General features: G+C 46.8%; 17 protein-coding genes. 2 read left to right on the top strand and 15 right to left on the bottom strand.

Translation table 11 applies throughout. The annotated features are described in order from the left end of the window. Positions 1–42 precede the first annotated feature (42 nt). The 14 genes from AAC033_RS01505 to AAC033_RS01440 form a co-directional block, all read right to left on the bottom strand. A complete protein-coding gene (locus tag AAC033_RS01505) occupies positions 43–1,347 on the bottom strand; it encodes a glycosyltransferase family 4 protein (protein ID WP_339734623.1) in 1,305 nt (434 codons plus the stop codon). Between the two features lie 36 nt (positions 1,348–1,383). Next, positions 1,384–2,487 (bottom strand): PQQ-binding-like beta-propeller repeat protein, encoded by a 1,104-nt coding sequence (locus AAC033_RS01500; protein WP_339734621.1) that lies wholly within the window; start codon positions 2,485–2,487, stop codon positions 1,384–1,386. A gap of 106 nt (positions 2,488–2,593) precedes the next feature. After that, entirely contained in the window at positions 2,594–4,162 is a 1,569-nt protein-coding gene (locus tag AAC033_RS01495) for a 2Fe-2S iron-sulfur cluster-binding protein (RefSeq protein ID WP_339734619.1), read from the bottom strand. 246 nt (positions 4,163–4,408) lie between these two features. Continuing rightward, complete coding sequence (locus AAC033_RS01490) at positions 4,409–6,763, bottom strand: NAD(P)H-dependent oxidoreductase subunit E (RefSeq protein ID WP_339734617.1); 2,355 nt, start codon at positions 6,761–6,763, stop codon at positions 4,409–4,411. A gap of 5 nt (positions 6,764–6,768) precedes the next feature. After that, a complete protein-coding gene (locus tag AAC033_RS01485) occupies positions 6,769–8,625 on the bottom strand; it encodes a PQQ-binding-like beta-propeller repeat protein (protein WP_339734615.1) in 1,857 nt (618 codons plus the stop codon). A gap of 13 nt (positions 8,626–8,638) precedes the next feature. Beyond that, the gene (locus AAC033_RS01480) at positions 8,639–9,892 is read right to left on the bottom strand and encodes a 4Fe-4S binding protein (protein ID WP_339734613.1); all 1,254 of its coding nucleotides are present in this window, start codon (positions 9,890–9,892) and stop codon (positions 8,639–8,641) included. A 13-nt stretch (positions 9,893–9,905) separates the two neighbouring features. Then, on the bottom strand, positions 9,906–10,502 hold the full coding sequence (locus tag AAC033_RS01475) for a hypothetical protein (RefSeq protein ID WP_339734611.1): 597 nt from the start codon (positions 10,500–10,502) through the stop codon (positions 9,906–9,908). Positions 10,503–10,685: 183 nt separating this feature from the next. Next, positions 10,686–11,654 carry a hypothetical protein gene (locus AAC033_RS01470; protein ID WP_339734608.1) on the bottom strand — a complete coding sequence of 323 codons (969 nt, stop codon included), beginning with the start codon at positions 11,652–11,654 and terminating at the stop codon, positions 10,686–10,688. Between the two features lie 163 nt (positions 11,655–11,817). Next, positions 11,818–13,239, bottom strand: coding sequence for a PQQ-binding-like beta-propeller repeat protein (locus tag AAC033_RS01465; protein WP_339734606.1), 1,422 nt, complete (start codon positions 13,237–13,239; stop codon positions 11,818–11,820). Position 13,240: 1 nt separating this feature from the next. After that, positions 13,241–14,482, bottom strand: a complete 1,242-nt coding sequence (locus AAC033_RS01460) for a PQQ-binding-like beta-propeller repeat protein (RefSeq protein WP_339734604.1) — start codon at positions 14,480–14,482, stop codon at positions 13,241–13,243. 59 nt (positions 14,483–14,541) lie between these two features. Next, entirely contained in the window at positions 14,542–15,756 is a 1,215-nt protein-coding gene (locus tag AAC033_RS01455; protein ID WP_339734602.1) for a PQQ-binding-like beta-propeller repeat protein, read from the bottom strand. 507 nt (positions 15,757–16,263) lie between these two features. Further along, positions 16,264–17,610: a Gfo/Idh/MocA family oxidoreductase gene (locus tag AAC033_RS01450; RefSeq protein ID WP_339734600.1), complete on the bottom strand. Its 1,347-nt coding sequence runs from the start codon at positions 17,608–17,610 to the stop codon at positions 16,264–16,266. Positions 17,611–17,629: 19 nt separating this feature from the next. Then, positions 17,630–18,481 (bottom strand): sugar phosphate isomerase/epimerase family protein, encoded by an 852-nt coding sequence (locus tag AAC033_RS01445; protein ID WP_339734598.1) that lies wholly within the window; start codon positions 18,479–18,481, stop codon positions 17,630–17,632. A 3-nt stretch (positions 18,482–18,484) separates the two neighbouring features. After that, positions 18,485–19,819 (bottom strand): DUF1080 domain-containing protein, encoded by a 1,335-nt coding sequence (locus tag AAC033_RS01440; RefSeq protein ID WP_339734596.1) that lies wholly within the window; start codon positions 19,817–19,819, stop codon positions 18,485–18,487. A 197-nt stretch (positions 19,820–20,016) separates the two neighbouring features. Here AAC033_RS01440 and AAC033_RS01435 point away from each other — a divergent pair, with 197 nt between their 5' ends. Then, on the top strand, positions 20,017–21,126 hold the full coding sequence (locus AAC033_RS01435; protein ID WP_339734594.1) for a hypothetical protein: 1,110 nt from the start codon (positions 20,017–20,019) through the stop codon (positions 21,124–21,126). A gap of 30 nt (positions 21,127–21,156) precedes the next feature. On the opposite strand, the gene AAC033_RS01430 is transcribed toward AAC033_RS01435, so the two are convergent. Beyond that, positions 21,157–21,498, bottom strand: coding sequence for a PadR family transcriptional regulator (locus AAC033_RS01430; RefSeq protein ID WP_339734592.1), 342 nt, complete (start codon positions 21,496–21,498; stop codon positions 21,157–21,159). A 128-nt stretch (positions 21,499–21,626) separates the two neighbouring features. On the opposite strand from AAC033_RS01430, the gene AAC033_RS01425 reads away from it, so the two are divergent. Further along, the gene (locus AAC033_RS01425; RefSeq protein ID WP_339734590.1) at positions 21,627–22,967 is read left to right on the top strand and encodes a sodium:solute symporter family protein; all 1,341 of its coding nucleotides are present in this window, start codon (positions 21,627–21,629) and stop codon (positions 22,965–22,967) included. Positions 22,968–22,974 lie beyond the last annotated feature (7 nt).

The raw sequence follows: 22,974 nt of genomic DNA, 5'->3' as shown, positions 1-22,974 counted from the left end.
GATTAATCAGTTTGGAGTTATGAGTTTCAAGTTAAAAGCAACTCAAACTTGATATTGTTTTTTTGCTGTTACGGACTCATAAATCCTAACCAGCTTTTCCGATTGCTTATGAATATCGAAATTTGTTTTGACACCTGCCAGTCCTTTGGTACCTAACGCTGCCAGCTTTTCTTTATCCATGATGATGCTTTTCCAGGCTTTGGCCAGTTTTTTCGGGCTGTTGGGGTGATAATTGATGCCGCCTTCCGACAAGCCAACCACTTCGGGGAAGGCGCCCAGTTCGGGCTGCACCAGTGGAATTCCCGAGGCTAAAGCTTCCAATTGGTAAAGGCCAAACGCTTCGCCATTTAGCACGGGAACCGTCAACAGCGCCACGGTATCAAAGAAGTTCTGACGCGAAGGATTTTCAAACTCTTCAACCCACAACACCTGCTCCTCCAAGCCGACCGCAGCTATTTTTTTCTTTTGCTGCTTGATGAAAGCCGTATCATCATTGGTTTTGCCTCCGGTAATCTTCAACTTCACCGGGCTGAAAGCTTCATCTTCCTTCAACAACAAAAAGGCATCGACCAAAATCCCCAGTCCATTTTCTTCGCACATGCGCGAAATAAACCCAATGACAGGCTCTTTCTCCTGGACGGGCTTCACCAGGTAGTCAGCCGCATCCACCCCAATGTGATTGATAAAAAGTTGATCCGGGCGGATGCGTATACGCATTTTCATCTCCTCAGCATAAAAATCGCTGACTGCTATAAAAGCATCCACTTCGCGACCACGTGCTTCCATGATTTGCCAAACTTCTTCGCGGTGCTTGTCGCTCATCACATCTACCCAAACATCTTCGTCCTGCAAGGAGCAAACCACCGGAATATTCATTTCCTGCTTGATTCGCCGCGCCAGTCCCAGCAACAAAGCATTCGAAAGGTGCACCACATCAGGCTTGGCCTCATCACGCAACCACTCCACCAAGCGCTCCAGTTCTTCTTTTTGCAAACCTTCTTCGCCCAACAACATCGAAACGGTCATTTCCTCCAGACCTTTAGCCCGCGTTGAACCGGCGTTTTGGGCCGCCAGATTTAACACCGATTTCGAATTCAGCATTTTATCGACAAAGGCGGGCATGTGCCGGAAAACGGGGAAGCGCTGTTTCAAATAAATGTCCACCGCTCCATAAAACACAGGCACTTCATTCAAATCGTGCGCATCTTCAAACAGGGGCAGGTAAAGCGGAACTTTAATCACCTCCTGGCCTAAATCCTGCAATGCTTTCATGTACTTGCTGTCGCGCAAGCAGTTGCCGCAGTAAAAACTGCCGCCTGAACCGGGTATAATGTGTGCTATTTTCATTGCGTTTCGAGTTTCAGTGTTCAAGTTGCCAGCTGTTCATTTCCCCATAATATAGATTCTTCCATCGTTGGCACCAATGATGATTTTGCCATCGTAAACTGCTGGCGAGCTCATCATCTGGCTACCCAATTCGTACCGCTGCAATTCCTCTCCCGTTTGTAAGTTATGCATAAAAAGCATACCATCCATGGTTGCGGTAACAACTTTGTTTCCGGCGATCACCGATGAGGAATTAATCCGGTTCGACAATCGCTTGGTCCAGACAACTGTTCCGTCTTTTCGGTTGAAACAATACAGCTGGCGGTCTTCATTTCCCAAGACAATGCAGTCGCCTGAAACGGCTGGAGAAGCAATAAAAGGCAAGCTCTTTTCCGCATCGTCGTAGGTCCAGCGTACGTTGCCATTTTCCAAATCGACAGCAAAAAAGCGCCCTTCATAGTCGCCAATGTAAGCTTCGCTGCCTACAATCGCTGGGGATGACGCCATGTAGGTTGATAATTCAATTTTGCGGGTCACCTGCCCCGTTTGGAGGTTGACCAGGTGCAAGAAGCCGTCGCATCCACCAAAAACTACGTTGTTATTGTACAGCGCCGGTGCGCCATTGATAAAATTGTCGGATTCGTATTGCCATAAACCTTGCCCATCTGCCAGCTTGACGCCGTGCAGAAAGTAGTCGTAACTCCCCACAGCCAGCACGGTGTGCCCATTGGCAGTGTGCCAGTTGGCCGAGCCGATGATCTGGTTATCGGTTTTATACTTCCAAACTACCGCACCATTGTTCTGATTCAGGCAAAACAACAAGCCGTCCAACGAACCAAAAATGACTTTCCCATCGAGCAACACCGCAGGGGCTTCAATGGCATTTCCGGCATCAAACTTCCACTTCAGTTCGCCTTTTAGGTTGAAGGCATAGAAGTAGCCATCGGTCGATCCGCAGTAAACCACGCCGTTGTTTACCACGGGCGAAGCTTTGATATCACCTTCGGTTTGAAAGGAAGCCAACAACTGTAACTGGTTTGGCAACTCATACGCAACGGCCGCTGTTAGCTGTTGGTTGCCCCGAAAGATGGGCCATTCGGACTGAGCAAACAGTACGTTCGTTGAAAATAACAGGATCAATATTAGTTGGCATTTCTTCATAGCTGCAAAATCTCCTTTAACTCTGTGTAATCCTCAGGGTTCTCTGTTTTTAATATTTTTTCTCATCTGCGACAGATCCCGAAACAAGCCCGGGATGACCGCTATGCTATATCTGTTCTTCAGTATCTGTTTTAGATAAAGCTCCTGTCGGGCATTTTTCGGCCACCAATGCGGCTGTTTTTTTGAGAGCTTTCTCCACCGATTCAGAAAACGGCACGCCCACCTTCACATCAAATCCCCTGCCGATGAATGAAAACCCAAAGCTTTCCTGGTATTGCTGAGTGATTCGCACACAAATTCCACACTTGATACATTTGGCCGATTCATAAACAATATTTTGCGGGGCAAATTCTTTTTGAGCCTTAAACCGTTCATCGTATTGAAAACGTTTTTGCTGCGCGCCGTAGATATCCGAAAGTTCGCGTAGTTTGCAGCTTTCGGGGTTTCGGCAATCGCAGTGCAAGCAGCGCTTCGCCTCGGCAACTGCTTCTTCCCCCGTAAAACCAACCGCCTTTCCACGCGTGGCTTCCAGTCGCTTTTCATCCACCGACTCTTTCAGGTACTCAATAAATTCCGATTCCTGCAACTTGCCAAACTTCGAATTGAACCGACTTGGATACCCGCTTAACTGATTGCTCCGGAACCAATCATCCAACACAAAAGCCAGCTCTTTTGCCTGCCCCACCGAGCGGACCGCCAGTTTTGAAGGGCGCAACGCATTGCCAACGGCAAATACCTTTTCGATTGAAGTAAGATAAGTTCCTTTATCTACTTCGATGCCTGTTTTTGAGAGGGTTATCCCCCACTCTCTCAATTGGTCGTTTATGGCGCCGGTTGCCAAAATTACGGCATCATTTTCCTGCTGAAGTTGTTCCAACTGTTGCTGGTCTATTTCAATATTGAAATAGGTTTTGATATTCGAATTCAGAATAGCTGAAAATTCGGCTTCCATCACTTTCACTGGCAACTCCGTTTCTTCAATCTGAAGCAGATCGCCACCAGCCTTTGCGTTCTTTTCAAAAATGGAAACCTGGTGGCCAGCCTTGTTCAGGTAGAACGCGGCAGCCAGTCCGGCGGGCCCGGCGCCAATGATGGCGACCTTTTTCCCAGATAGCTTTTTGGGTGGGACAGAAGCAACACCCTTCTCCAATTCCTGATCGGCCGCAAAACCTTTCAGCAAACAAATAGAAACCGCTTCATCGACCTGCTTGCGGCGGCAACCCGCCTCGCAGGGCGCGGGGCATATGCGTCCGAGGATCGCGGGCAAGGCAATGTCGCGTTTTACCACTTCGACCGCCTTATCGTAATTCCCGGCGGCAATCAGCCGGTTCATCAGCGGAATATTCATGTGTGCCGGGCAAACCAACTGGCAGGGCGCTTCGCAATCGCCCACATGCTCACTCAATAGCAACTCCAATGAGGCCTTGCGCGACTCACGACACTCGGCATCATCAGTAATAATATGCATACCCTCCATGGCCGGCATCGAACACGAAGCCATGAGCCTGCCGTTGCGGGTATCTTTAACCAGGCACACCATGCAGGAAGTAAAATGTCCCGTTCCCTCCAGGTGGCACATGGTTGGAATGTCAATTTGAAGCATACGGGCCGCTTCCAGAAGCGTGGTGCCTTCGGGAACTTTTAAGGGTTGGGAGTTTATTGTTAGTTTGATCATATTCGTCTGAACCTTTATTTATGAGATTAAGGGATTCCCTTGATTTTTTTTGGTTGAACTTTTTATTCTATCCAACTAAGAATACAATTTTATTTTCAGTCCAAATCTTCAAGTTATGTTAGCGCGATTATCAGCAAGTTTTACTCTTTAAAATCATTCATTAAATCGTCATGCAAACCAGTTTCGGCATCTTTTTTTTTGCTCAAACAGACCCCTAAGCAAGTTCGGGGTGACTCTCTCCGCTGGCTATTCCACGTCAACCGCATCAACCGGGCAAACTTGCCGGCAGGCATCGCATTTAATACACAGCTCGGTGTTGACTGAATGCTTTTTGTGCGGCTCAAACTTGATGGCGTCAACCGGGCATTTTTGTGCGCACTTGGTACAGCCGATACACTCATCGTTGATGGAATAGGTAATCATTGCCGTGCATTTTCCGGTCGGACAGCTGCCTTCAATATGTGCCTCATATTCCTCGTAGAAATACTGCAAGGTCGTTACAATTGGGTTGGGAGCCGATTTTCCGAGATTGCATAAACTTCCTTTCTTGGTCCATTCAGCCAAATAGTTCAGTTCTTCCAGATCCTTTTTGGTTCCTCTTCCTGAAGTGATCCGGTTCAGGATATCCAGCATGCGCTTGGTTCCAACGCGGCAAAAGGTACATTTTCCGCACGATTCATTTTGAGTGAAAGACAGAAAGTAACGGGCAATGTCTACCATACAATCGTCTTCATCCAACACCACCAAGCCGCCGGAGCCCATCATGGCACCTACTTCGAGCAAGGAATGGTAATCAATGGGCGTGTCGTAGAGCGAAGCCGGGATGCAGCCCCCCGAAGGACCGCCAACCTGCACGGCTTTAAACTTTTTGCCATTTTGAACGCCACCGCCAATTTCTTCCACAATCTGCCGGATAGTGATTCCCATGGGCACTTCAATCAATCCGCCCCGGTTTATCTTGCCAGTCAGCGAAAACACTTTAGTTCCTTTTGAATTTTCCGTGCCAATTTCACTGAAACGGGTTTCCCCATTGCGGATGATGTAGGACACCTGGGCAAAGGTTTCAGTATTATTGATCAGCGTTGGAAAGCCCCATAAACCTTTGTGCGCCGGAAATGGCGGCCGAATAGTGGGAAATCCGCGATTGCCCTCAATGGAAGCCATCAGCGCTGTTTCCTCGCCACAAACAAAGGCGCCGGCCCCTTCGTAAATCTGAATATCAAAATTAAAACCGGAATCCAGAATATTGTTGCCTACCAGGTTTTGCTCGCGGCAATTCACTAAGGCCTGCCGGATGCGGGTTACCGCCAGCGGATATTCGGCACGGATGTAAAAATAGCCGTCGGTGGCCTGCACTGCCCAGGCAGCAATCAGCATGCCTTCGATCACCCGGTAGGGATAAGATTCGAGCAACATCCGGTCCATAAATGCGCCGGGGTCGCCCTCGTCGCCATTGCAAATCAGGTATTTTTTCTCCGCGTTTTCCTTTTCCACCAGCTCCCACTTCAGTCCGGTTAAAAATCCTGCACCACCCCGGCCACGCAATCCGCTGTCTTTGACCATACGAATCACTTCATGCCGATCTGTTTGCAATATTTTTTTCAAAGCATCAAAACCACCAAAGCTTCGGTATTCGTCCATATCCAGCGGATTTATCACGCCGCGATGCTCTGTAGCAATGGGTAGCTGGCGGTCTAAAAAGCCAGACACCATTTCATCACGCACATCAATGGCGTAGCGGTCAACGCCTTCCCAAACTGTGTCTGTCTGCATCTTTTCCAGCCAGTGGAAGGTGTTGTTTTTCAAGCGGTCGAATAATCCCCTGGGCTTAAAATGCTTATGAATGATATCGGCTACCTCGTTGGGTTTGACTTTCGCATAGAGCTTGCTTTCCTTGTTTTCATCGATTACTTCAACCAGTGGAACCTGGTGGCACATGCCCACGCAGCCCACATTTTTAAGCTGGAGGTTGATGCCCGTTCCTTCAATGGTTTGTTCAATCTCTTTTTTCACTTCATCGCTGCCACTGGCCACACAGCATGAGCCCAGTCCAATGCGAATTTCGCCCTGAAACTCGCTGCCATCGGCGTTCCTGTATTTGCTTTTTTTACTTGTTTTTCCGATTTGACTTTCAAAGTCATGCAAAACAGAATCGACTTTGTCGGTGGTGACATGGCCGTACGTCACATCATCCACCTGAACAACCGGCGCCAGCGTGCAACAGCCCAGGCACGACACTTTTTCGAGGGTGTAGTTTCCTTCGGCATCGGTTTCCTCATCGCCCGTCAAGTTGAAGTGGCGCTTAAATGCATCGTACACCTGCCCCGCTCCCTTCACATGGCAGGCGGTTCCCACACACACTTTAATAAGATGCTGACCCGCCTTCTTCATGCGAAACTGCGAGTAAAAACTGGCGACACCCGTAATGTTTTCGGGGGTGATCTCCGTTGTGTGGCAGACATGGCGCAAGGCTTCTTCAGGCAGATAGTTGTATTCGTCCTGAATGGCTTGCAAAATGGGAATCAGCGCTTTCTTTGTGTTTCCTTTTGTCTGAACGATTTTGTCAACCTGGCTAATGATATGTTGGATTTCTTCTGTCATTTCTCTTAATTTCCAATGCAATACAAATGGTCGAAACCGCGTAGGTACATTTTGCCGTCGGCGAACACCGGTGAACAGACCGATTTTTCACCCAATTCAGATTCGGCAACCAATTCAAATTCCTTGGCCAACCTGATTACGTGCAGGTTGCCGCCCATATCCATCACATATACTTTTCCATCGGCATAAATTGGCGAGGCGTAAATGCCGTCGCCGTATTCCTGCTCCCAGTATTTGGAGCCATCTTTGGCATCATAGCAAGCCAGCACGCCATAGCTTGTGGCGATAATCAACAGGCCATCTTTGGCCAGCGGACTGGCCACTTCGGGAAGGTATTCACTTTCTTCCCAAATCACTTCGGCCTGGCTGCCCACCTTAATGGCGGCTAAAGTCGCATATTCGTTGGCCGCATAAACCACGCCGTCGGCATAACCAACTGAGGGCCCCACTTCACCCATCATGCAATCAACTGTCCATAGTTCCTTCCCGTTCTCCGGATCGTAACCAGCCACCAAAGGTTCGCCAGTTAACACCAATTGTACTTTCCCATTTACATTGGCCAATACCGGCGATGCCCACGAAATTCTCACATCACGCACGGTTTCCCATTGGGTTGAGCCATCAGTGGTTGACAGCGCCAAGACTTTAGCGCCACGATTAGTGTCGTACTGAATCAGCAGTTTGTCTTTGTGAATAATTAATGACGAGGAATGCCCATAGTGATTATCCGGCACGCCCAGGTTTTTGGCCCAGAGCCGTTTTCCAGAGAAGTCTAGTGACATCACGTCTCCCGTACCAAACAAGGCAAAAACCGCAGCACCATTGGTTGCCATGGTTGGTGCTGCTAAACCGGTATCTTCCGTAACTTTCGGCAACTTCGCAGGTGAACCCGCAATTTGATCGGCGTTGGCTTCCCACAGCAGATCGCCGGTATTTTTATTGTAACAGTAAACCACGCGGGCATCATTATCAGCCCCTGTAACAAACAATTGATCGCCCCACACAATGGGCGAATTGTATCCATGTTTTGGAACTTTCACTTTCCAAAGCACCTTGTCGCCCGAAGCTACATCAAATTTTTCAGGCACCTTGGTTTGATAAGCTATCCCATTTCCGTCAGGTCCCCTGAAAAAAGGATAATTGGCCCGCAGCTGCTCCCGGGTTGGCACGGTCGCCTTTGTGGCAGCGGAAGCGGCTTTTTGTTCCGGTTCAGTCGAGGCGGCAACTTCCGGCTCTCCAGTTGCTGTTTCAGTTTGAACCGATTCTTCATGAGCTGGAGATTCCGCTTCGACGACCGGTTCTATTTGATTATCGGCCACTGGCTGTACCTCAATCACCTCCACACCTGATGGCATTTGGACCTCTGCCAGCACTTTCGGTTCGTAGTCATCTAAAATATTGTTGGAAAATACACCCGACAACATCGCCAAAACAAACAAGCCAGCACCGGTATAAATCATCCACTTGCGAGCGAGTTGTTTATCTAGAAAGGCGTCCTTTTCTATGCTTTCCAACTCATCCAGCTCGTTGCTGAGCGATTTCAGATAGCGAATGGCAAGCACAAAAACCACCACGCCAAAAAGCAAGAGGTAAGCGCCTGTACGAATTTGCCACTGGCTGGTGAAGTAAGCTTTTCGAATCAACAGGTCGAGCGCCCGAATATCTTCCTTTAGCGCTTCATCCTGCGGATTATCATGCAAGCGCTCAACCAAGGTTTGCAAAGCCGGGCTTTCCAGCGGGTCAACCGTTTTCAATTGCACGTAATTGGCAATTAGCATCACGCTAACAATCAAACTAAAAAGAACAGCAAACCAGGCAATGCCTTTCGCTACATTCATTTTATCTTTCAGGGTCCAGTTCATTTTATTCATTGTTTTATTTCTTCACCGGACAATAATCCATGCATCGTCCGCAGCTTAGACAATTTGTTTTATCTGGCTCGTAATCATACCGATTTCGGTGCGATGAAAGTTTTAATAAAGTCAAGCCGATAATCAGTCCCATAAATCCGCCAACCAACCATCCGCCCCAGTAAAACTGACTACGTATTTCTTTAGCTTCCGTCACCAGTTGATCCATCGATTTACCAGATTGCATAAACGCGCGGGCGTCAATGTGCTCCTGATCCTGCTTCAACTCCGGATTTTCAACCAACTGCTCGGCCAGGTAAACCGTTGAGTTGAATTTGGCCAGCGGTACGTGGATCATGGAACCGGCCAATCCGCCAATTCCAATCCACAGCGGGATGAAAAATAAATAAGTCATCAGCAGCTGCACATTCGTACGCCTGTTTCCCTGCTCTTCCACCGGTTCTTCAATGGCCCCAAAAGGACACGAATTAGCGCATAACTTACACTGAATACAATTGTTTGGGGTAATGGTCATGTGTTTTTTCGAGAAGGTAGACATCCATCCCAGCAGCACGCCGTACGGACAGAAAAAGCGACAATACGGACGGGCCACAAAAATGCCAACCAGCAGAAACAATCCTCCGAGCAACAACATTTGAAATTCAGCGTCAAAGCGGAAAATTCCGACAAAAGGGTCGTATCGACAAATCAGAAATTCGGAACTGGTCGCGGCGTATAAAACCGCCAAAGCCAAATACAAATAAGGAACAATCCCCAAGACTTTTTGCAGCCACCGGGGCAGTTCAATGGGCCGAAAAGCCACTAAGTCCTGAATGGCTCCCAGCGGACAAACCGCAGCACAAAAAGTCCTTCCGTAGAATAGGGTAACAACCAAAGGAATGACAAAGAACAGCAGGGCGGTAAACGGCAGCACATAGGTTGGGTCAAAAATAGCCAGTGTAACGTTTTGAATGGCACCAATGGAACAAATGCAACCCATTCGGAAAAAACCAAAATAAAGCAAGGCGAAAACAGAGGTCCAGAGTACACCGCGGCGCGACCGCTTTTTCACCACAAACCAAGTGGCCACGACTAAAACAGCAATCAACATGAAAACATCGAGGTACTCCAAAAACAAGACTCGTGGGGGAGCTTGAGAGGTGGCAGGCTGCACATAGCCGGTCTCAAATTCGGGTTTCGGAAAACGCTGCTGCGCCCATGCCGGCAGGCTCAGTAAAAAAGCTGCTAATGAAAATGTTATTTTTGAGATTCGGTTCATTGACTTTCTTGGTTTAAGCGGGGTTAGACTCATCGGTTCCAACCGAAAAATCACCTTTTATTTTGTATGGGTTGCTGCCTGGTACACGCTCAAAAGCATCGGCCGGACACACGCGGGCAATGGAACATTCGTTGCAGTTAACACACAAATCGTGTCGGACCTGCAAGTGCAACGAACCATTTCCAAACGACGAACAGCCTTCGACACATTTGGCACATCCAAAGCATAAATCCTCGTCAATCTCGTATTCAAAATAGGGATCTTCCACAAACTTACGCCGGATCGCCGAGGTCGGACAAAGTTGATTCTCTGCCGCAGTCGACAAGGCATTTGCATCGGGTTTGAGGTAACCACCGCACAAATCGCAGTAACCGCACAGGTCGTAGGCGTGAACGCATTTTACCGCGGAAGGCGTCATCACACAATAGTCTGCACAGCGTCCGCAATAAACACATTTAAAGGGATCGAGCTGCCAAACGTAATCGTCGGCGCTGACCCTTAGCGCAGCCGTTGTGGCCACCCCAGCCAGCGAAAAACCAAGTGTCCAGCGCATCCCGGTTTGGATAAACTCACGCCGGCTGGCCTGCTTGTGTTCTTTTTTACCGTTCATCTTGTCTGCTTTGTTTTGCTTTATCCAACTCGCATCCGGTGAAAGCAGTACACGACTTGCATACGCTGTTCTCCGAACAAGTAAAATCAACTTTGTTCCGGCTCATCAAAAACAGGGAGCCTCCTACGATCCCTGTCAAAACACTCAGGCGTAAACCGTTCTGTATAAATTCTTTTCGATTCATCATTCGTCGTTTTTCAGTTTGAATACGCGCACTTGTTTGCGGTTGAAATCGAGTAAAATCACCCGGCCTTCCTCATCCACGCAAACATCAGGCGCTTTAGCATCGTCATCAAACATATCCGGCGGCGCTACCACCCCGATGTATTTTCCGTGCTGGTCGTATACCTTTACACGAACAATTCCTTTTTCGCTCGTCACAAAGGCATTTTCCTCCATAATTGCCATGTGGGCAGGATTGCAACATCCGCTAAAACCTTCGGTTTTCACTGATGAAGCGGTCCACGAACTGCGCATTGCACCATCGGCATTAAAGTTTTCCAAGCTGTGGCGTCCGGGGTTAACTGCCCACAAATAGTCTTCTTCATTCAAAGCGACATCGAAATAAGGACTGGGAATAACAAACCCAGGAACCGCCTTATCGTCATTCCGTTCACCAATTTGCTGAAGCAGTTCTCCTTGATGCGAAAATTGATAGACGAGCCGGTTACCAGCGTCGGCCACATAAACAAATTCAGGTGAAACGGCCAGCGAAGTAATCACCGAACGCGGGCCAAAATCATTCCATCGCTGCATTTCGTTGCCGTCCTGATCAAATGCAATGACTTGATTTTTCAACGCCACCCAAAGTTGGTTTCCGGCTGCCACCGCAGTTGGTGCAGCATCTAACTTGACTTCTTTCAACATTTGCCCTTGCAGGTTAAGCTGAATCAAACTACTGTCAGCAATCATGTAAATCACACCGTCGTAGTAGTCAATTCCCTTGGGTTCGCCAACTTTTAGCTGCAATACCTTTTCTTCTTTATACAGAATTTCAGCAGGATCAACTTTCCGATATTCGCTGACATCGAAAGCATACGGATTTTCAATATTCTTTCCTCCCCTGTTTTGCACAAAGTCGCGTGCAATAATAATAGCGATGGCCAGGGCCAAAACAATCAATATCAGATTAACCAGCTTTTTGTATTTCATTTTCGATTCTTTTTTGGCGCGGATTTATATGATAGCTTATGATTTTTAAAGATTTCAAAATTTATTTCTTTTACTTTCTGTTGTGATCATTTTTCTCCGAAAATCAATATTTCATCATGAATCATAGAAGATCATAAAAATCAGCTTCTAAATTACGGGAGCTTCACTCCCCAACGTCCAAACAAACCATTGTTTTTGAGTCGCGCATGAGCAGGCGGCCATCAGCAATGGCAAGCGGCCCCCAAGCATCATGCCCATCCAAAATCTTTTTCTGTGCCAGTTGAATATACCGGTTCTTGTCCGGCTTAATCATGGTCAGTGTTCCATCATCATCCAGAATGTACATCTTCTCATCGGCGATAATATAAGGCCCCAATCCAAAACGGCTGTCTTTTCCGGAAGTCCAAACCATGGTCTGCACATCATCCGGATGCACACAAACCAACTGGTTGCGGTTGGAGCCACCATCTTTGGGAAGAATACCAAATAAATGGCCATCCCATATCACCGGAGTTTGCTGTTCGCAAGCCAACCCATCTTTTGCCTGATATTCTGTAATCACTTCAACTTCAAATTTTCCGCCCTGAGGATTGAGCCGGATCATCATTCCACCTGCCCCATAACCAGCCGTCAGAAAAATACGTCCACCATCAAGTATCACCGGTGACGGCGCTACCACCGAGTGGTTCCAGGCATTTGATTGCCACAGCACTGCGCCTTCATCTTCACCGTCGGCGGCGATGCCACAAACACCACCATCAGCGCTGTAAACGTACATGTTCCGGCCGTTGAAATTCATAGGAACAATGGAAGAATGCGACATTTTCCACTGCATCTCGTTCGGCGTTTCCCACAAGATTTCACCCGAATGAATATCCACCGCCATCATAATGGTACTTCCGCCGGGCGACAGGATCACTTTGTCGTTAACTACCAGCGGACATTGAGCGGTGTACCATTGCGGAATAGTTGTTCCGTATTCTTTCACCATGTCGATTCCCCAGATGAAATCTCCGGTTTCGCGTTCCACACACATCACATGGCAACGCGGGCCAATGGTTACCACATAGTCTTCGGTAACGGTTGGAACGGTTCGCGACATCCCATGATTTCGTTTGACATGCACCCCGTACGACCGACGCCAGATTTCCTTTCCATCAGCAAATGAAAAGCATCGCAAAGCATCTTCACGGGTTTCCTCATCGTAGTCGAGCACATAGACCCGCCCCTTGTAAATGGCAGGCCCGGCGTGCCCTTCGCCCAATTCGACTGACCACAAAATTTCTGGCTCATCGGCGCTCCACGAATCCTTTAGGTTTTGTTTTTCTGAAACGATGTTGTCAAAGTTTTCACCGCGAAACTGGGGCCAGGTGCCTTGCATTTCGGGGGCTTCATTTTCAAAAAGATTGAAATTTTCGCCAATACGAACGATTTCTTCAATCAAATTGCCAGCCTCCCGGTTGTCTTCACCGGGCAAGCTGGCTTGAATGTTGCTTGTGGGATCTTTCGTGAGCCAGAAAGCAAACGAAAGGATCCCGATCAATGCAATCAACCCAACAAATGAATTTATAAGAATTCTATTCACGCTATCCTTTCAAATTATACACCATCATAACTTCGCCGTGCCTCAAAAACAGCTTACCATCAAACAGGTATGGATGCGCCCAATGCGGGCCTGAACCTTTTTCAATCCGGAACGAGCTGATCACTTTAAAGCCTTCCGGATCGGGCTCCACTAAGGCGACGTTTCCACGCTGTTCTTCGTAGATGTAGAACAGGTTATCGGCATAAACCAAAGCCCCCTTGGTGTTCCAGGTTTCGTCGTAGACAATCTCTCCAGTTTCCCAGTTTTTGCACAACCAATTTCCTTTGCGGTTATTCTCCCAGTTCGAGCCATAAATATAGCCGTCCAGTTCAATCACTCCATGGTGGTGATTGTCGAAAATAGTATCGGTATACACTACTTCAAACCCGCTGGCATCATCATTCACCCGCAACATTTTGGCCGGATAGTCATAGCCCATCGATAGGAAAATCTCGTCGCCTTTGTACAGGGGAACGTTGGTCCAAATAAGCCCGGGCTGATCCGACCATTTTTCCTTGTTATAGTATTGATAAGTCATTTTTATCTCCCCCGTTTCCGGATTCAGCGCAATTAAATTGGTTGCCGTAACTGCCAGCACATATTGCTCACCGTTGAGCTCGTAAAGTGTTGATGAAGCATAAGACCGCTGACCACCAACGCTGGGCGTTTTCCAAATCTCCTCACCCGTCATCTTATCAAATGCCACTACGGAAGTTTGGTTTCCCCCAGGCGTGCAAATCACTTTATCCCCGACAATCAGCGGCGATTCGGAAACACCCCAAATATGCCACTCAGATTCATAATCACGGTCGACATTCACTTTCCAGTTGATATCACCAGTCTCCGTATCCAGACAAGTCAATTCGCCAATGCCGCTGATGATATAGATTCGGTCATCTTCGATGGTTGGGGTACTGCGGGTTTCGGGAAAAGATTTCTTCCAGGATTCCCCGTAGGCCACCTGCCATTTTTTATTTCCTTCAAAATCAATGCAAGTCATGTAGTCCAAAGTGTCAATCATTCCCGAAACATAGATATATTCTCCGTTTGAAATCACGGAAGAATAGCCTTTGCCAATGCCTTCCACTTCCAGCAGTAATTCGGGGCCGGTTTCGGGCCACGCTTTTAAAAGTCCGGATTCGGGAAACTTGCCATCGCGGTTTGGGCCACGAAACTGGTAAACTTGCGCATCGACAAGCAGGCTAAGACAAAGTATGAGTTGAATGATCAGTATTCGTTTCATGTCGTTCTTTTGGTTTTTGTTTAATTGTTGGTTCTGCAGTTTCCCGAAAGGACGGAAAGCTAGTTCGAAATTTTATAGGCAATCAACGACTGCCCGTGGCGTACATACAAAACACCGTTGTGAACAACCGGATGCGCCCAATGCTGCGCCGTTCCATATTCTACTTTCGCTGTCGATACCAAATCAAATTTTTCGGGAGTTGGATTGATCAATGCCAGTTCACCCCGGTCGGAATAGGCGATAAGCTTATCGCCCGCCATGATGACGACACCATTGCCGACTTCAGTTGAATGCCATTTTTCTTCACCTGTTTTCCAATCGTAGCAAAACCAGCCGCGCGCTTTATGTCCCGATGCGTAAACAAAGCCATCCGAAATAATGGCGCCACCCATTTGGTTATCCATCTTTTCGGTGCTCCACACTTTGTTTACCGATGAACCGTCGTCCGAAAGGTTCAGCTTCACGGATCCTTGGCCGTAACCGCTGAATATAAACAGTGCGCCATCCTGAAAAATAGGCGTATTTGGGTGAATATTGTACTGGTTGGGGTGCGGATAGCTCCAAAGCAATTTTCCATCCTGGGCGTCAACAGCGACTACCTCACTTCCAGTATGTGTGACCAACAATTTTCTGGCAGGCAGCTCGATTAACTTTGGCGTGCAGTAAGCCGCCGTTTCGCCTTTAGCAGCACTTTTCCACACCAAGCTGCCTGTCATGCGGTCGAGCGCAACCATGTTGTATTCTTTTCCTCCGGGAGTAAAAAACACTTTATCGCCATCAATTACAACGGTTTCGTTAAATCCCCAACGCAGGTGTTCAGAGCCAAAATCCTTAGCGAGTTCTTTGCTCCATAACTTGCTTCCCGTATTCAGGTTTAAACAGATCAATTCGCCATACCCGCTGACAATGTATGCCAGATCACCAACAATGGTAGGTGTTTGCCTGGCGCCGGGATAACTCACTTCAAACTCTTTTCCATAGGGAATTTTCTTCTCAAAAGCACCTTTTTCATTAAAAATACTCAGGTAGCCAACTTCATCTGCCATTCCGGTACAGTAGATTTTTCCGTTTGCAAAAGTTGGAGAGGAGAAGCCCTCACCCAGTTCTTCAAAATGCCACAGGACCTGAGGGCCGTCAGCAGGCCACTGAGCTATTAGTGCGGGTGCCGGATACTTGGCTTCGGAATTTTCACCGCGCCACTGTGTAGGTTTTTGTGCCAGTACATTCACGCCTATAAAAAGGCAAAAAAACAAGGTAGTCAATCGATTCTTCATGGTTTTCAAATTATGAAATCTAATGATCCCAAATTTATTAAGGAAAGACCAAACTACACAGCCGGCTATTAAATTTAACAAGGTTCTAAATAGTTACATTTGTTAACAAGTCTTATGTTCCAACAATCAACCTAATCAACTGACTAAATGAACAATAGCAACTCAAAGAAAAAAACCGATGAGCAAAGTTTTATCACTTTAAAAATTTAAAAAGTACGAATGAAATTGATATAAATCACTTTGGAGGGAAAAAACGATGCGGTTTTATCAATATCTTGAAATGAAGTAAAAAAAATAGCCCACAGAAATGTAGGCTATTTTTTTAAGTGAGCATCCACTTACCTAACCATCTTAATTGTTGTGGTTGTCATTTCTTGTCATTCATGCCCAATTAAATGGTCATTAATCGTTCCAACAACGTAATGACCATCTAATGACGACCGAATGACTTTATTAATGACATTAGGAGAAATTGAGGATATTCTTTCTATCGTTGTTACTCACCAACTATAGTTTTGGTTCCCAACCTGGTTCGTATTCCCGATCCCACAACTTCATAGCATCGCGGTCGTAAATATGCCCATTATTGGTATCGACATCAAATGATTTTCCGATACGGGAAGAGATGTTGGCATAGTGGGTCAACATTTGACTCGTCGCTCCCATGTCAATTGGTGAATTCAATTGAGTTGACCTGCCGCGGATGTTATCAAAAAAGTTTACCACGTGTCCGTCTGTCATATCCCCGCCTCCGCCAAGTGCGGTTCCGGCTTCATTGCTTGCCGCTTTGCTGTCGCGAACCAATTTGCCACCACGGTCGAACAGCTTGTATCCGCCACGATTGACAAACACCGATCCTTCAGTTCCGTAAATGATTGTTCCGCGATCGGAGCCATAGGTACTATAACCATTACGGCTTTTTCCGTCCCACACAATGATTTTATTTCCCGAAAAACGGAAGCTGGCATCCATGGTATCATACATTTCCCAGCCATCGTCAAGAAAGTGGCGCTTGGCAGCCTGCACTTCGACAAATTCAGGATACTCGACATCCAAAGCCCAACGGGCGATGTCAAGCTCGTGCGTGGCATTATTTCCGGTTTCTGCGGTTCCCCAATTCCAACCGTACCAATGCCAGTTGTAATCCCAGGTATCGTGCCGGTAATCCTCGTGCGGAGCCGGTCCCTGCCACAGGTTCCAGTCCAAACCTTCAGGAACCGGCGCCTTCCTGGGGACAGGCACTTCGCCGCGGTTGTTCGAATAAAAAGCTACTGCACGGTAAGCGTTTCCGATGACACCGTTATGAATTTGCTTGATGATTTCGATCGATTCGGGCGAGGAACGCTGCTGGTTTCCCATCTGAACCACTTTGCCGTATTTCTTTTGAAAATGAACCAGCAATTCTCCCTCACGCGGGCTGTGGCTGCAAGGCTTTTCAATATACACATGCTGGCCGGCTTCCATGGCCATCCAGGTGCCTGGTGCATGCCAATGGTCAGGCGTGGCGTTGAAGACGGCGTCAACGTCCTTATCAGCAAATACCTCACGAATATCGTTGATCAAAGCTGCCTTGCCGCTTACTTTTCCATGCAAATCTTTCCCAACTCTTTCGCGCTGCTTTTTCATCACATCGCAAATGTAAGCCAGATCAACATTGTTGTTTTTGTCTGTTACCGCATTGTAATACGCCCCCACCCGACGTCCACAACCCATAAAGGCAACCTGAAGCCGGTCGTTGGCTCCAATAATGCGTGAATAACTCTTAGCTGACATACTCATGGCCGAACCACCTATGGTAATTCCGGCAGCTCCGACAGCCGCTTTTCTCAAAAAATCTCTTCTGTTTGAACTCATTTTGTATCGTTTATTTGGTTTATTTGAAGGTTGATAGAATTCCTTTGACATAGCCCATTGATTCGGCCATGCCGGAAAATGGATCGTCGCCATCTTTCTCATATTCCAGCGCAACTATGCCATCATATCCAAGCGCGACCAGGTCTTTCAAAAAGCCGTAATGATCAATCACGCCACGGCCAATTTCACAGGTTGATCCATCATGATCAGCAGCGGTAACATCCTTGATATGAATATCGATAACCCGGTCAAAATAATCCTTTACATCCTGCGAAGGACTACGTCCAATTCGCTTGGTGTGGCCAATGTCAATACACAACCCCATTCGGGGATCCATATCTTTGATTAAAACATAGGCACTTTCGGCACTTGGATAGAGCTTGTCACCCGGGCCATGATTGTGGATGGCCAATTGAATATCGTAGGTTTTGACCTTGTTTTCAACATACGGCAGTAATTCGTGATTTGGAACACCGACAATCATCTTCATTCCGGCCTTTTTCGCGTATTCAAACGCCTGATCGACTTCCGCTTCGGTGGTCATGTAAATCACACCTCCGGCGTACAAGTTTAATCCGGCTTCAGCACAACTGGTAACCGCATCAGCTATTTCAGCGTCCGGTGCATCCAGTTTCAGATGAAAACTTTTGAAGGCGATGTAGTCGACTCCCAGCTTCCTGGTAAACGCGATAGCTTCGTCGCGGTCGAACTTCCGAAGCGAATAAGAAGCTACCCCCAATTTGAATTTTACTTCGTTTTGGGATTCTGGCTGCTCCGCTTTTTGTCCAGTAGTGCAGGAAGAAGAGCCAAACATCACAAACAAAACCAAGGCGCCCAACGCGGTCACTACTGATTTCCGGCTAGCATTCATAGCCTATAATTTTCTAATTTTGATGCTTCTAAACATCACGTGATCCTGATGGTCCTGTAGCAAAATGGGGGTTTCTTCCACCACTCCAAAATCTTTAAAATCCGCATATTTACTACGTGCAACCAAAGCATGAAAGATGTTGGAATCGATGGTGTATTCAACTACCTTCAATCCATTCAGCCAATGTTCAACCCGTAGATCAGGATGCAATACAATGCGCCCGCGGTTCCACTCGCCCACCGGTTTCACAAAACGCTGTTGTGTTTCCGATGGAATCAAATCATATAGTGATGCCATTTTCCTGTTTCCGGCAGCCCCCTGTTTGGCATCCGGGTGATTCTCATCATCCAGAATTTGGTACTCTAAACCAATGCTTGGCCCATTATTTCCCAGCTGGTACTTCACGCCGCTGTTGGCTCCTTTAGTCAGTTGAAATTCGAACTGCAAATCAAAGGCTTTAAACTTTTCCTCGGTCACAATATCTCCAGGGCGTTTGGTAACCTGATTCTGGCCCAGAATAGCCAATGCATCTTTTTCAACCACCCATCCTTTTTCGGGAAACTGATCCGAGTTGGCGCTTTTCCATCCTTGAGTGGTTTCGCCATCAAACAAAAGCTTAAAGCCTTGTTTTTTTTCAGTTTCCGACACCTGATTGGGCAGCATATTCACGACAAAAACATCCTCCATTGGAGTTAATTTCAAATCGCTTGTTTTGATGCGTACGTTCCGCCATTTAATCTGACGGCCTTCCTGATCAGCCGAATTGATTGAGTGAACCTGCAAGGAAATAAATCCTCTTGGGGTCATATCGTCAATTAAATGCGCCACCGGCTTCCCGTTTAAAAATGTCCGGATATCGTTCCCGACGCATTCGATCCGGTACAAATTCCAAGCGCCATTGCGAAACGCTTTTCCTCCTTCCGGATTGTATGTGCAGGGATAGAGCCAACCACGGCGGGCTTCATCATAAATGCCACCGCTCCAGGCCCGGTCCGACGGATCGACCTCGCATTGGTAACCATGTACCCGGCCGTTGTTGTAATCCGCTTTACTCAAACTACGGAATTGAATACCGGAGTTCATGTTGTCGTCAACTTTCAACTCCACTTCAAGAATAAAATCACCGTAATCCTTCTCGGTAGTTAAAAATGAATTGGGCGTATTGGCAACCGTCGTGCCCACTATCACCCCATTGACGACTTCATACTTTGCTTTTCCGTTTAACTGTTTCCAGCCGGTTAAGTCTTTTCCATTGAAAAGATACTCCCAGCCATCGGCATTACCGGCAAATAAAAGGGTGCTGACAAATAGTAAAAGAAATGTTAATCGAACTTTCATAACTGTATTATTGGTTTAATGATTTACAAATCGACGTGAACGGTAACGAAAGTATAAAAATAGAGATATTTCAGGTATATTTGTGTGACTAAAACGGGTTTTATAACAGTTATAACTATACTATAACAGAAAAAATGACCAGCGACAAAAACCTAATATATAAATACTTAAAAAAAATAACCTCGAGCAGGCACTTTGTGAAGTCGAAAATTGGCTGTGACCTTTTGACCTACCTGACGGAAGCATCGCTCGAAGGAAAAAATCCAAAAGAATTTACCATTGGCGTTGAGTTGTTCGGAAAAAAGTACGAGGATGCCGACAAACAGGACTCCAACATCCGGGTTTACATTCATAACGTCAGAAAAAAGCTCAAAGACTATTACGCCGCTGAAGGAAAGAAAGACCCGGTTATTTTTGTGGTTGAAAAAGGTAAGTATCATGTCCGGTTTGATTCGCCCAAAGATCACCGTAAACCCGTGCGCTATGTTTTTCTGATTCCATTTCTCGTTTCATTTGCGACGTTGCTCGTTGTTGGCTTCTTGTTTTTAAAGCATTCCTCGCAAAATAAAACACCATGGAAAGATTTACCTGTTTGGCAAGACTTTGCAGAAAATGAAAAACCAACGCTGTTGGTGTTGGGCGACTATTTTGTGTTCTCCGGCCAGTTGCCGACTGGGAGTGTTGGTATTTACCGCGACTTCAATATTAATTCGGAAGTGGAATATGAGCATCTGCTAGACAAAAATCCAGAACTGATCCACTCGCTTTCCAAATCGAACCTGACTTATTTGTCGAAGATGGCGGCATTTTGTCAGAGCCATATCTACAAAGTATTTGCGCAAACTGGTGCTCCGATTCATGTCAAGCTTTCGTCGGATTTGCAGCCGGATGATCTGAAAAACAACAACATCATTTTTGTTGGCAATTATAAGAACATGGGCCTTTTTGAGAACGTTGTACAGGACCTCGATTTCTCATTCGGAATTTTCAGCTCGGGCAGGCAATTTATCTTTGCCGATGACCAGAACGCGGAGATCTATCGTCCTGCGAATGACAACTCAAAGCAAATTGACTATGCACTCGTGATCAACACCGAAGGTTACACGGGAAACCGCTTTCTGCTTTTCCTCTCCACACAAGACATTGGCAATATTTCGGTGGTTGATCAACTAACGAATCCTGACTACCTGGCCACACTCCTGAACGAAAAACTCAAGCAACTCGATCCCGATAATTTCAAGGCGCTTTATAAAGTTCAAGGAATCAACAAAACCGATTTGTCGTTTGAATTGATAAGGGTGGAGTAAATGAGTTTGACTAGAACGCTGTCCAAGTCATCAATCCACTTTTTGGCCGTCTAAAAGTTGATCAAATATCTTGTTGATCAATTTCAGTTCCGCCAGTTGTATAACCAGTTGCTTCTTTCCTTCATCCAGAATTGTGTAATATTTGCGAGGCCGCTCCTTATCTTCAACCTTCCAATAAGACCTAATTAAACCTTCTTTCTCCAGCTTTTTCAATACCGGATAGATGCTGGCCTCTTTCCATTTAATTGAGCCATCACTGATTCGCTTAACATTTTGAACGATTTCATATCCATAGCTGTCCGACGAGCTCAACGTCAACAACACAATCGGCATGGCTGCGGCCCCAGTCCACTCTTTCGAAATACCTTTCATTCTAGATTAATTTTTACATATTGAGGTTAAATATACAAAAACAAACTCTGAAAAAACTAGAATCTTTTGGAATATCCAATCAGCTATAGCAGGTGCTTCTATTTTTCTATTTTTGTACAAATTTCAAAATGAAAGTCACGATCCTCGTCATCTATTTCATTCTTATTGTCGGGCTGGGCATTTATTCCTGGCTGAAAATAAAGGAACCCAGCGATTATTTCGTTGCCGGCAAGCGCTCCGGATTCTGGCAAATATCGGGCAGTTTACTGGCAACGGTGCTTGGCGGATCGGCTATTCTAGGCACGGTGAACCTCACGAAAGATCAAAGCTGGGCAGCCGCCTGGTATCTTCTGGCTGCCTCGTTTGGTTTGTGGCTTTTGGTACCACTGGTGGGCAAAGTCAACCGCCTGGGAAAATACACGCTCACCAACCTGCTTGGGCAATTTTATGGCGAGACGGCACGCAAGGCGGCCTCCATCATCATTCCATTGGCTTGGACGGGAATTGTTGCCGCCCAAGTGATTGCATCGGCCAAAATCCTGTTTAGCTTCTTCGCTCTGCCTTACGAACAGGGCGTCCTTCTTTCCGGAGCCGTTTTTATACTCTACACCTTGATTGGCGGTCAGATTTCCATCATCAAAACCGATTTCGTTCAGTCCTTCATTATCCTTTTCGGGGTGATTCTTACCGCTTTCTTTTTATGGGACATGCCCGAACGGGTTCCCGAGTTCAGCAAGGCTTTTCCGTTTAACGACCAATTCTCGGGCATCAACTTGTTAATTTTGGTGCTGACTTTTTCCAGTACATTCATGGTGGGGCCCGACATTTATTCGCGGGTATTTTGTGCGAAAGATGAAAAAACCGCCCGCCAAAGTGTCCGCCTGGTGGCTTCCATCTTAATCCCCTTCGCCTTCATTCTGGCGTATGTCGGGGTCTTCGCATTTAGTCACCTGCCCGAAGAAAACATGGAAGGTTCCGCTGCGCTCATTGAAGTAATCAATTTCTACCTGCCCGAATGGATCGCGGGGCTAATGGCTGCTGCTTTGCTTTCGGCTGTTTTATCGTCAGCCGACACCACACTGCTGACCTCTTCCATGATTTTGAGCGAATTGCTCAACCCGGATATCAACAATGCCAGATCCTTGAAACAAACGCGCTATTTTATTATTCTGAGTGGAATCATCAGCGTCTTGATCGCACTTAAAGTCACGTCCATTATTGGGACACTTTTGCTCGCCTTGGCCTTCTATTCCGGAGCTTTTTTAGTTCCCTTGGTGGCTGCACTCACCAACCTGAGAGTAAATCAACGCCTGAGCATTTTGGCCATGATCGCCGGAGGACTGATTGCTTTGGGCGGAAAAATTATAGCCGATTACTATGGAAGCGATGTTGGAAACTGGATGATTGTTTCTGCTTTTGCTGTGAATGCGGGGATTTTGCTGATTCCTGAGCGAAAGATAGATCCATGAAAACCCG

The sequence above is a fragment of the uncultured Sunxiuqinia sp. genome, from assembly GCF_963974515.1.
GTDB lineage: Bacteria > Bacteroidota > Bacteroidia > Bacteroidales > Prolixibacteraceae > Sunxiuqinia.
Note: the sequence above shows the minus strand (reverse complement) of the source record. Positions and strands in the feature narration are given on the sequence as shown.